We start from the raw sequence: 11,539 nt of genomic DNA on the forward strand, positions 1-11,539 counted from the left end.
GAAAGACTATGGCTGAATTCAGTGTGAATCCGCAGCGCTTCGATCCCTACAAGAACTTCAAGTTCCGCGTGCGCTGGGACGGGCGCTTTGTGGCGGGGATTTCCAAGGTAGGGGCGCTCAAGCGGTCCACCGAGGTGGTCGAGCATCGCGTCGGCGGGGACAGTTCGACGGGGCGAAAATCGCCGGGACGTACAAAGTTCGAGGCGATTATGCTGGAGCGCGGCGTGACCCATGACGAGGATTTCGAACGCTGGGCAAACCTTGTGTGGAACGTCGAGGCGGGATTGGGGGCGGAAGTTTCGCTCTCCGACTTTCGCAAGGACATCATCCTAGAGATGTACAATGAGGCGGGACAGTTGGCGATTGCCTATAAAGTGTTCCGCTGCTGGGTATCGGAATTCCAAGCGTTGCCGGAACTGGACAGCAACGCGAACGCCGTCGCCATCCAATCCATCAAGCTGGAGAACGAAGGTTGGATCCGCGATGTGGAGGTGCAGGAGCCGACCGAGCCCTCCTTCGCCTGATCTGAAATGAGAGTCTGATGGCACAGCATCTGACATCCACCAGCATCCTGCAGGCGTGGGAGGCCGGGGTGGGCCGCCGCCCACTGGATCGCGGTTTGGCGCTGCTTTGGGCGGCTGGTGTGTCCGGAGATTTGGCAGCGTTGCCATTGGCTGAGCGGGATCGCGGACTGTTACTGTTGCGGGCAGCGACGTTTGGGCGCGACTTGGAGGCGCAAGCGGTTTGCCCGGACTGCGGTGAGGTGTTGGGGCTAGCGTTGGATGCAGAGGCTTTGGCAGGCGCGTTGCCGGAGATGGCCGAAGAGGTTGTTGGGGTCGGCGACGAAGAGATTTGTCTGCGACCGTTGACGAGCCGCGATTTGGCCGCCGTGGTAACCGTGCCGGATGCAGACCTGCCAGACGCTTTGCGGGCCCGGGCGACAGGAGGTGAATCTATTCCACCAACGTTGGTGGCAGAGATCGACGCCCGGCTTGAAGCGCGGGAGGCCGAGGGGGAGCTGACGACGCGGTTATCCTGCACAGCCTGCTCTGCCGTGTGGACAGAGGTGCTGGACGTTGTCGCGCTTGTCTGGGCCGAGGTGGAAGCAACGGCGCTGCGGCTTTTTGGTGAGGTTGCAGAATTGGCAGCCGCGTTCGGCTGGGCCGAGCGGGATATTCTGGCACTTTCGGCTGTGCGACGGCAGACATACCTGCGGATTGCGAGAGGCGGATGAGCGGTGTGTTGCAGCGGCTGGTCGCGCGCGCCGCCGGGACAGAGAAGCCCGGGTTGCAGGCGCGTCTACCGGCGCGGTTCGAAGCTGGCGGTATGACGGAGGATGGATTTTCCGAGCGAGTGGATGAGGTCACAGTAGAACCTCGCAACTCACGGGAGGAGATTTCCGCCGCACCCGCGAGGGAGGCACCTGCAACCGAGAGTGTCACCGAGGAAGTGCGCGCCGATCCCCGGGAAGCGCGTTTTTCGCCTGAGTTGACACCTCGGACGGCGCAGAAGCGACGGGCTGAAACTGCGCCTGAGGACCGGCAGAACGACGGGCCACCTTTTGCCGAACTTCGGCATGAGGTTGACGAAACTTCAGCTCCGCACGCACCTCCTTTGACGGCTGTCGAACGCGTGACGGAACGTGTTGTTACCGAGGAACGGTTGGCAGCGGATGCCGCGGCGACCAGCACACCCCCAAAGGGCGATGCACCCCCTGAGCCGCTATTGTTTACTGAGCCAGCTGAGCGCGAGGTGGAGGCTTTGCCTGTGGCGCCGATCCCGCCGAAACGTGCTGAGCGAGGGGCACCGGCGGGGGACCCAGTGGGCACGCAACCGCCTGAAATCTCCATCCATATCGGGCGGATCGAGGTACGCGGTGAGACCGAGAAAGCGGTGCCGCGGAAACGGGCGCAGCGGGACCTGAAGCTGTCCTCACTGTCCGACTTTCTTGGCGGGAGTGCGTCGTGAGCAATGTGCTGGCCATCTCCGCGGTGACGCAGTTGATGAAGGACCTCATCAATGATGCGATGATCAACGGAAATATCAGCCAGGTGCTGGGCTCGGATTTCACCGTGACGGCATTGCCGCCGAACCGCGTGGTTTCGGAGAATTCGGCGGACCAGGCGACGCAGTTGAACCTTTTCTTGTACCGCGTCTCGCCGAATGCGGCGTTGCGGAACTCGGATATGCCGACACGGAACCGGGCGGGTGATTTGGTGTGCCGGCCGCGTCTCGCGCTGGATCTGCACTACATCCTGACGGCGGTTTCGGCAGAGGAGTTGCACGCGGAGATACTGCTGGGCTACGCGATGCAGCTTTTCCACGAACAGGCGATGCTTCCGCGCGAGGTGATCCGGGAAGCGCTGAACCTTGCGATCATCGATCAAATACTGCCGCCCGAGGATTTCGACCCGATCCGCGCCTCCGAGCTCGCTGATCAGGTGGAGATGATCAAGATCACGCCGCGGACGCTTTCGATGGACGATATGTCGAAGCTCTGGACGGCGTTTCAGGCGAGCTACAGGACGACGGTGGCCTATGACGTCTCTGTCGTGCTGATTGAGCGGGAATTGCCGGTACGACCAAGCTTGCCGGTTTTGTCGCGGGGCGGGCTGGTGGACCCGGAGACAGAGCGCGACCCCGGTGTGACTGTGCGCCCGGACCTGGCGAACACTGTACCGACGCTGACGGCGGTCACGCCGGAAGACGGGCATCCGGTGATGCGGCTGGGCGGGAACGTGGTGCTGGAGGGGTTTGCGCTGGACGGCGCAGAGGTAACGGTGCGCTTTACCGAACCCGGCACGGGTGTTGTGCTGGCCATGCCGCCGCTTGAGCCAGCGGCCCCGAACCGGTTGGTGGTGCCGCTGCCCGAAGGGGTGCCGCTTTTGCCAGGATCGCCGCAGGCGGGCGGGGTGTTCGATCCGGCGCGTTGGCGTGTTGGCGCCTACGTCATTGATGTTTCGGTGTGGGATGCTGACGGGCGCGAGATGGTTTCCAACGCGCTGCCACTGGCGCTGGCGCCGTTGAGTACAGCAGCGGCAGCGGCGGTGTTGGGGGATGTGCAACTGACGCTGACCTGTGCGCCGCCGATCAGGCCCGGACAGACTGTGGCGATTGCCGCTGGGGCGTCGGCGATACCAGTGGACACGCCGGTGACGCCGGTGAATGAAGCGTCAGCCACCTTCGCTGGCCTGACCTCTGGCGTTGAGGTGCCGGTGCGATTGCGTGTCGATGGCATCGACAGCCCAGTGATCGACCTGACAACAGAGCCTCCGAGCCTTGAAACGGTGACGATCCCATGACGGTGACGATGCAGACAACGCCCGAGATGGAATTGGCCCTTCTGCGGGAGGGGCTGGAGGCGACAATTGGCTCTGTCAGGGCGCGGCTTTCGGCATTGGCGGAGGGTACGGCGCCGCCGCCTTTCGCAGTATCCAAAGAGAGTGCGCTGCTTCGGCTCGCGTCGATTTTCCGGCTGACGGAGGTCGAGCAGGAATTGCTGATACTTGCGGTGGCGGTTGAACTCGATGGGGCGACGGGAGCCGTGGTGCAGGCGCTTGGCGGGCGCGACGTGTGCGATCTGTCGGTCGCGGAGCGCCTCGTGGGTCCGGCGATTTGGGATGCGCTTGTGCCCGAAGCGCCGCTGCGGCGGTGGCGGCTGCTGGAACTTGGCGGGACAGGGCCGCTCTGGCAGCGAAGTTTGCGCGCAGATGAGCGGATCGTTCATGCTTTGCTAGGTACGATGTACCTCGATCAGCGGCTGGAAGGAATGGTGCGCCCTGTTTGGGCCGACGGGGTCGTGAGCGCGCGAGAGCGTGACTTGGCCGAGCGGTTGACGCAGGCTTGGCGAGGTGTGGCGCGCCCACCGGTGATCCTGCTTGGCGGACGGGATGCGGCCGCGAAGCGGGCACTTGCGGCGGCGGCGGCGGCGCGGTTGGGCATGGGGCTCTATCGGGTTGCGGCGGTGGATATTCCGGGCGACTGGGCGCAACGGTACGCGTTGGCGATCTTTCTGGACCGGGAGTTGGCACTGTCCTCCGCCGCGGTGCTCATCGAAGGTGCGGCGGGGGCTTTTGCGGATCTGATCTCCGGCCCAACGATCCTGGCAGCGGACGACCCGGACTTGCCGGAGCGTCAGCCCGTGCTGCGCCTTGATCTGGCCGGGGCGGACCGGCGCGAACGGCGGGATCTTTGGCAAAAGGCGTTGGGACCCCGGGGCGAGGCGGCATTGCTTGATCGCGTTGCGGCGCAGTTCGCATTGCCGCCATCGGCCATTCGCGCGGCTGCGGCAGAGGTGGAGCCGGGCATTGCGCCTGAGGCACTGACCGGACGGCTTTGGCAGGCGGCGCGGCTACAGGGGCGGCGAGCGCTGGATGGGCTGGCCGACCGGATCGAAAGCCGGGCAGGTTGGCGTGACCTTGTGCTGCCGGAAGATCAGCTTTCTGTTCTCAAGGATCTTGCCGGACATCTGCGCGATGCTTGGGTGGTAAACCAAGAGTGGGGCTGGGAAGGCAAAAGTCCGCGCGGTCTGGGTGCGGCGGCTCTTTTTGCCGGGCCTTCGGGCACCGGTAAGACGCTGGCGGCAGAGGTATTGGCGGGCGAACTGGCGCTTGATCTCTACCGGATCGACCTGTCGCAGGTTGTGTCCAAATATATCGGTGAGACAGAAAAGAACCTGTCACGGATTTTTGAGGCGGCGGAGGATGGCGGGGCGATCCTGCTGTTCGACGAAGCGGATGCGCTCTTTGGCAAGCGGTCAGAGGTGAAGGACAGCCATGACCGTTATGCGAATGTGGAGGTAAGCTACCTCTTGCAGAGGATGGAAGCCTATTCTGGCCTCGCGATCCTGACCACAAACCAGAAAGGCGCGGTGGATACGGCGTTTTTGCGAAGGCTCCGTTACGTGTTGAATTTCCCATTCCCCGATGCGGCGGCGCGGGCGGAGATCTGGGCGCGGATATTCCCGGACGAGACGCCGCTTGACGGGGTCAGGCCGGACGCGCTTGCGGCGCTGAATATTGCCGGGGGTGCCATTCGCTCCATCGCGCTCAACGCTGCTTATCTGGCGGCCGGCGTTGGTGAACCGGTGCGTATGGGGCATGTGCTGCGGGCCGCGCGGCGGGAATACACCAAACTTGAGAAGCCCTTCACGTCGGCAGAGATGGGGGCGTTTCGATGAGCAGCCAGCGGATTACACTTCGGATCGACAGTGTTGTGGTGGATCAGCCCGGGTTGACGCGGGATGCGCTGGACAGCGCGTTGCGCGCGGCGATCGAGACGCATTTGGCTGACCGTGGCACAGCTGCATTTGTAGGGGGAGCGCGCGCGACGGCTTCTGCCCAGATGCCTCGGGCAGCGGATGCCTTGCCGGTGCGCGTTGCCTCTGCCGCACTAAAGGCGGTGACGTCATGAGGGCGCGGGTGACACGGCGACGGGGCGCAGGTGCGCAGCGTGCTGTTTCGGTGAGCCGTCCGGGTGATGCGCACGAGCGCCGGGCGGACGCGGCTGCCAACGCGGCGCTTGGTGGTGTGCCGTCTCGCCTTGGTGCATCTCACGCGCCAGCTGTTTCATCCGGGGCGCGTGCAGAGGCGGCGGAGGCGACGTCGCTTGGTGGGCGGGCATTGGGTGCCGCCGAGCGCGCCTATTTCGAACCTCGCTTCGGACGGGATCTTTCCACGGTGCGCCTGCATACTGGCGTGAGGGCCAACGCGGCCGCAGCGGGGATCGGAGCCGAGGCTTTCGCGCATGGTCAGCATATCGCATTTGCGCCCGGTGCCTATGCGCCCCAGAGCCCGCGCGGGCGGCAGGTTCTGGCGCATGAGATTGCGCATACGCAAGCATCGGGCGGGCCGACGATCCAGCGGCTTTGCACCGCCAACAGCATTTGCAACCCGTCCTCGGGCGGACCCGTTGCAGGCTCTGCCGAGGGGTTTAGTGAGGATCAGGAGGCAGAGGAGGCGGACCCGCGGACACGACGCCGCGGCATGACGCCAACGCGGGCGCGCAGCAGCGGCCATGCGGGAAGGGCGCGGCAGCTTGAACAGGTGCTAACGGCGCATGATGCCTCTCGCGTCGCGCTGGTGCATGGCATCTTCATCGATGCTGATTTGGCCGACGGAAGCTCCGCTATGTTGGCCGATTGCGGACGCTGGGCGCGGGAGAGCCTGCCAACCGGAGACACCGATCCGGACGGGTTCGCCGCCGCCACGAAGCGCTGCATCTTCGTGCCTGGGAAGCTCAATCGAGGGGCTCTGAAGTTTAACCGCGGTGCGCGGCGGATTTTCGGCGAAACACGTGATGCGTGGCACGCAGAGGCGCTTGCGGCGCTGGTCCACGAGAGCGAGCACGCGCGGTTTGAGGATACGATCAGTGGCGGGCTGACGCGGCCGGCGTCAGTGACGACGGCGACGTGCACCCATGCCGCAACGCAGGGCGAGCTTTCCGAGATTGTGGCGCTGGCCTCTGAGTTTCCCACGCATTTCGACGCGGCGGAGGCCGAGACAAGCCCGAGCGGGCCAGCACATCAGCGCCTCGATGCGAATATCGATTTCATCGCGACCTTCGATCCCAACAGCGAGAGCATTCCCGGATCGCTGCAGGCTTTGGGCTGCAAGTGCGAATGCAACGAGGTTGAAACGATGGTGACCCAGACGATGGATGCAGTGACGACGGGTTGGACGACGGCGCAAAAGGCCGGGCTGCGCACGGCGTTGCGGGGGCGGCTGCCCAACTGGCCAGCGGCACCGAGCCCATGATCCGGGCAGGGGCACATAAAGCGGGAGGCTGCCATGGAGCGTAGCGTTGCCGTTGAAGCTGCCGACGGTGCAGTGGTGCAGCGGGCCTGCGACTGTGGCGGAGGCGGGGCATGCGCAGCTTGTGCGGCTGACGAGCAACTCGGAGTGCAGCCAAAGCTGACGCTTGGCGCACCGGGAGATGTGTATGAGCAGGAGGCCGATCGGGTCGCGGACCGCGTCGTCTCGGGTGCGGGGCTGACGGGCGCGCCGATCGCCGCGACGCCGTTGGTGCAGCGGATGGAGGCGGAGCCCGAGGAGGATGACGCGTTGCAGATGAAAGCCGAGACGCTGCAGCGGATGGACGAGGAGGAGGACGAGGCGGTCCAGATGAAGCCCGAGTCGATACAACGCATGGCGGAGGAGGATGAAGAGGAAGCAGTGCAGATGAAGCCGGATCGTCTGCAGCGGATGGAAGACGAAGAGGAAGAAAGCGTCCAGATGAAACCAGCGGTATCGGGACCTGCCGCGCATACGGGAGCAGCGGCCGCAGCTGTGGCCACGGGCGGGCAACCGCTTTCATCTGCGGACCGGGCCTACTTCGAGCCGCGATTGGGCTATGACTTCTCACGCGTGCGACTTCACACGGATGCTTCTGCACAAAGTGCCGCCCGGGATATCAAGGCCCGCGCCTATACCCTGCACAATCACATCGCCTTTGCGCCGGGCGAATACAGCACCTCGACAGAGGGGCGGCGGCTCATGGCGCATGAGCTTGTACATACGTTGCAGCAAGCAAACGCGTCAGAACCGCGTGTTCAAAGACTAGAGTGCCCTGAGCAGGGCGAGCCGGTCGTCGAGCAAACTGGGGATGATGTCGAGTTCAAGCCTTCAGTCACCGCTGCGGCAACGGTGTCGGACGATCCAGATGGCGACGTAAACTCCGAAATTCTGGAGAATGCTGCCGATCTCACCCAGTTCGACTTCCATGTGGGCGACACGATCCGACTGGCTTTTGAAGACGAAGACCTTGAGGCGATGGAGGATGTTTCGCTGGCATCCGCCACGTCGGGCATCGAGATAGCTGAGGTTGGTGGAGATGGTACGTTTCTCTTGCGAGTATTGACTGGGCCAGAAGGCGAGACAGAGCAAACAATCTACAAATTGCAGGCGACGGGTGCCGACCTGCCGGAGCCGGTGACGGTGCAACTGATGGTGTCAAAACTGCCAGAGCGGGTAGATATCATTGACCCTGAGGCTTTGGCGCTCGACGCGAAACTGGAACGAGTAAAGAGAGCGCGGCGCAGCCTGCGTGGGGATACGCGCAACTTGCCCAAGAGCACCCGGAGAAAAGTGCGCCGCCAGACGAAGGACGAGCTTCGCACCCGCAAGCGACGGCTGAAGGCAGAGCGTCGCGCCAAGAACAAGGAACAGCGCGACGCGTTGCGGTGCGCCCGTAGGAACGCCAGAAAGGCCGGAGCCAAGCGGGCGCAACAATCCATGAGTGATGAGGCGCGCAAAGCTCTCCGGCAAGCAGATCGTGCCGAGATCGAGAATCTTGCGACAGCCTGTACGCTCGAGCAGCAGAAGCTTATCGAGGCTGCACTAGTAAGAGCCATTGAGGTTGCCAATGGTGCAATTGCCCGCCTGAAACCTTCGCAACGACCTTCGGACGCTGTTACCGCCGCGCTGATGGAAATCGCCCACCATGAAGTTGGTGAAGGAAATGCCGACGAGACCAAGGCGCTACTTCAACGCTTTGTCGATGTATTGAACCTTGCCCGCAATGGCATGGGTTCGGTTTCGTTCGAGAATTTCCGGTGCGGCGCAAAGAACTGTGACGACACAACCGGTGCCTATGTAACCGCGGATAGCCGCAACGCCGGAAACACAGTGAGGCTTTGCCGCACTTGGCTGCGGGGCACAGCGGGATTCAAGTATGCGGCCGGCCCACGAGACGGCCGAGCCTATGCTCTCTTGCACGAATTCGCGCATATGGCAGGGCCGCATGGTGAAGTGGCTATCGGGCGTGAGGAGGAGGGGGAAAAGTATCTGCACGGGGACGATTGGCACAAACTCACAACCGATCAAACGATGACAATGGCAGACGCCTACTCCGCAATAGCGTGGAAACTGGTGGTGACGGGATGAGGTGTTCATAATGACAGGTTTCCCACGCTCTCCGAAACTCACGCGCGCCGGGCTGGTGCTGATCTCGCCTGAGAGCGGGGCGGTGGAGCGGATCATCACTTTGCAATATGCGTCCGAAACGCTCTCGCGCTCGCTGGAAGTCCAGAGCATCGCGGACGAGCCGGATCGTTCGCAGCCGCTCAGGCTGACGGGCCCGGCGGTGGAGACTATCACGCTGGAGGCCGAGCTTGATGCGACCGATCAGCTGGAGTTTCCACGGGAAAACCCGGATGCGGTGGAAGCCGGAATTTTTCCGGCGCTTTCTGCACTTGAGACGATGCTGCACCCCACCACGGCGCAGTTGGAGCGGCAGAATGCGCAGGGTGCGGCGGGATCGTTCGAGATTACTCCGGCCGAGACGCCGCTGGCGCTTTTCGTCTGGTCGGCCAAGCGGATCGTGCCAGTGCGGGTAACATCTCTGTCGATTACGGAGGAGTTCTTCGACGCAAATCTCAATCCCATCCGCGCGAAGGTCTCGCTCTCTTTGCGGGTCCTTTCCGTGGATGACCTGGGGTTCACACATCGCGGCTCCGGCCTTTTCATGGCCTATTTGCAGAACAAGGAACAGCTTGCAGGACGCGCGCGGGGCGGTGTTCTGAGCGGCTTGGGCGTGGGGGGCTTGCCATGACGAATCCAATTCAGGCGATGTTTGAGGCGGGGATCGTGGAGGCCACGGATTTTCCACCCGAAAGCCGGTATTCGGGTCTGCCGACGAAGACGATCAAGGGCCTTGATGGGCGGGTGATCACGTATGTGACGCGCCGGTTCGTGGCGCAGCCCGACGCTTTTGCGACGCAGGCCTACCGGGTGGTGACGCAAGGCGAACGGCTCGATCAGATCGCCGCCACCGATATCGGCAACCCGGAGGGCTTTTGGCATTTGTGCGACGCCAACGGCGCGGTGTTTGCCGAGGAACTTGAGGTGCCGGGGCGCGAGGTGCGTTTGACGCTGCCCCAGGGCGTGCCGGGCGCGGAGGAAGAGTTGTGATCAAGGGGATCAATCTTTCGGTGCTCTTCGGGCCGGGTGTACCGGTGGCGGCCCCGCGCGCGGTCGTCGATGCGTTGCAATCTGTGAAGGTGATGGAGAATTCGGGAGAGACAGCGAGCGGCTTCGAGATGATGTTCGCGCTTGAGAAGGACTCGCCCCTGAACACGATCTTCCTGCTGGCAGGTGGGGCGGCGTTGCCGATCCTGCGGGTGGCTTTGTTGGCAACGATCAATGGGCAGGCAGTGAGCCTGATCAACGGCGTTGTTGAGAAGACGGATTTGCAACCCGGATCAGGCAGTGAGCCGTCGATGCTTTCGGTTAAAGGCAAGGATGTGACAGCGGCGATGGACTACTTCGATTTCTCCGGCATTCCATATCCCGCTATGCCGCCCTTTGCGCGGGTTGGGTTGGTGTTGGCGAAGTATGCCTGGCTGGGCGTGATCCCTCAGATCATTCCCTCGTTGGAGAGTCCGCCGCTGCCGACAGACCGCATCCCCAGGCATCAGGACAGTGATCTGGCCTACGTTCGCGCCCTGGCGAGGGAGGCTGGATACACGTTCTTTCTGAAGCCGGGACCGGCGCCTGCGACATCGGTTGCCTATTGGGGGCCGGAGATCCGACTGGGCGACGTGCAGCCTGCGTTGACAGCAGAGAGCGGGTTTTCGACCAATACAGAAGAGCTTTCTTTCAGTTTCGGGAAGGATGAGTTCGAGGTTCCTGTGGTTTACATTCAGGAGCGCAATACCAAAGCGCCTATCCCGATCCCCATTCCGAGCGCGCATCCGTTTCATCTGCCGCATGGAGCGATCGTACCGCCCCCACCCAAGATCAACCGCTTGAAGAACACAGCGCGGTTGAACCCTTACGAGGCTGTGGTGCGGGGGTTCGCGGCGGCGGCCCAGCGAAGCGACCCGGTGCGCGGGCGCGGGCGGATCGACGTGTTGCGCTATGGTCGGATCTTGCGGGCACGGAGCCTTGTGGGTGTGCGGGGTGCCGGGCGGGCGTTTGACGGCGTGCATTACGTCGACAGCGTGACCCACGATCTTTCGCGCGGTTCGTACAAGCAGTCTTTCACCCTGAAGAGGAGCGGGCTGTTGCCGACCCGTGCGTCGGTGCCGGTATGACGGAGACGTACTACGGAAAGTATCGGGGGACGGTCGTGAACAACGTCGATCCCCTGCTGACGGGCCGGATCCAGGCGATTGTGCCGGATGTGTCGGGCGTGGCGTTGTCCAGCTGGGCGATGCCGTGTTTTCCAATGGCAGGCATTCAGACCGGAAGTTTAGCGGTGCCGCCAATTGGCGCGGGCGTGTGGATCGAGTTCGAGAAAGGCGATCCGGATTATCCCATCTGGACAGGCGGCTTCTTTGGTTCTGCTGCAGAGGTGCCTGCACTTGCGAACATCACGCCGCCCGGTGTGTCGTCTTTGACGATGCAGACGACCCTGCAGAATGGGGTGACGGTGACGGACCTGCCGGGACCCACGGGTGGGATCGTGCTGAAAACCACCGCCGGGGCTTCTTTGATCGTGAATGATACCGGCATCTACATCCAGAACGGGCGCGGGGCCTCGATCACGTTGGTAGGGCCAACAGTGACGGTAAACAATGGAGCGCTGACAGTCATTTAAA

At 63.2% G+C, this 11,539-nt stretch carries 12 protein-coding genes; all 12 read left to right on the plus strand.

What is annotated here, in order from left to right; translation table 11 throughout:
- Window positions 1–8: 8 nt before the first annotated feature.
- From Q1A51_RS11355 to Q1A51_RS11410, 12 genes are read left to right on the plus strand one after another with little or no spacing between them, the layout of a single operon-like run.
- Window positions 9–524, plus strand: coding sequence for a phage tail protein (locus tag Q1A51_RS11355; protein WP_299210381.1), 516 nt, complete (start codon window positions 9–11; stop codon window positions 522–524).
- A gap of 17 nt (window positions 525–541) precedes the next feature.
- Entirely contained in the window at window positions 542–1,234 is a 693-nt protein-coding gene (locus tag Q1A51_RS11360) for a hypothetical protein (RefSeq protein WP_299605114.1), read from the plus strand.
- The gene (locus Q1A51_RS11365; RefSeq protein WP_299605112.1) at window positions 1,231–1,968 is read left to right on the plus strand and encodes a hypothetical protein; all 738 of its coding nucleotides are present in this window, start codon (window positions 1,231–1,233) and stop codon (window positions 1,966–1,968) included. The genes Q1A51_RS11360 and Q1A51_RS11365 overlap by 4 nt, the downstream gene beginning before the upstream one ends.
- The gene (locus tag Q1A51_RS11370) at window positions 1,965–3,302 is read left to right on the plus strand and encodes a DUF4255 domain-containing protein (RefSeq protein ID WP_299605110.1); all 1,338 of its coding nucleotides are present in this window, start codon (window positions 1,965–1,967) and stop codon (window positions 3,300–3,302) included. The genes Q1A51_RS11365 and Q1A51_RS11370 overlap by 4 nt, the downstream gene beginning before the upstream one ends.
- Window positions 3,299–5,179, plus strand: coding sequence for an ATP-binding protein (locus Q1A51_RS11375; RefSeq protein WP_299605108.1), 1,881 nt, complete (start codon window positions 3,299–3,301; stop codon window positions 5,177–5,179). The genes Q1A51_RS11370 and Q1A51_RS11375 overlap by 4 nt, the downstream gene beginning before the upstream one ends.
- Entirely contained in the window at window positions 5,176–5,412 is a 237-nt protein-coding gene (locus tag Q1A51_RS11380; RefSeq protein WP_299605106.1) for a hypothetical protein, read from the plus strand. Before Q1A51_RS11375 ends, Q1A51_RS11380 begins: the two co-directional genes overlap by 4 nt.
- A complete protein-coding gene (locus tag Q1A51_RS11385) occupies window positions 5,409–6,755 on the plus strand; it encodes a DUF4157 domain-containing protein (protein WP_299605104.1) in 1,347 nt (448 codons plus the stop codon). The genes Q1A51_RS11380 and Q1A51_RS11385 overlap by 4 nt, the downstream gene beginning before the upstream one ends.
- Window positions 6,756–6,788: 33 nt before the next feature.
- Window positions 6,789–8,882, plus strand: coding sequence for a DUF4157 domain-containing protein (locus Q1A51_RS11390; protein ID WP_299605101.1), 2,094 nt, complete (start codon window positions 6,789–6,791; stop codon window positions 8,880–8,882).
- Window positions 8,883–8,892: 10 nt separating this feature from the next.
- Window positions 8,893–9,549 carry a hypothetical protein gene (locus tag Q1A51_RS11395; RefSeq protein ID WP_299605098.1) on the plus strand — a complete coding sequence of 219 codons (657 nt, stop codon included), beginning with the start codon at window positions 8,893–8,895 and terminating at the stop codon, window positions 9,547–9,549.
- Entirely contained in the window at window positions 9,546–9,908 is a 363-nt protein-coding gene (locus Q1A51_RS11400; protein ID WP_299605095.1) for a hypothetical protein, read from the plus strand. The genes Q1A51_RS11395 and Q1A51_RS11400 overlap by 4 nt, the downstream gene beginning before the upstream one ends.
- Complete coding sequence (locus Q1A51_RS11405; RefSeq protein WP_299605092.1) at window positions 9,905–11,032, plus strand: hypothetical protein; 1,128 nt, start codon at window positions 9,905–9,907, stop codon at window positions 11,030–11,032. Before Q1A51_RS11400 ends, Q1A51_RS11405 begins: the two co-directional genes overlap by 4 nt.
- Window positions 11,029–11,538 (plus strand): phage baseplate assembly protein V, encoded by a 510-nt coding sequence (locus Q1A51_RS11410; protein WP_299605090.1) that lies wholly within the window; start codon window positions 11,029–11,031, stop codon window positions 11,536–11,538. The genes Q1A51_RS11405 and Q1A51_RS11410 overlap by 4 nt, the downstream gene beginning before the upstream one ends.
- Window position 11,539 lies beyond the last annotated feature (1 nt).

Origin of the sequence: uncultured Tateyamaria sp. (assembly GCF_947496075.1) — a bacterium.
Taxonomy (GTDB): Bacteria; Pseudomonadota; Alphaproteobacteria; order Rhodobacterales; family Rhodobacteraceae; genus Tateyamaria.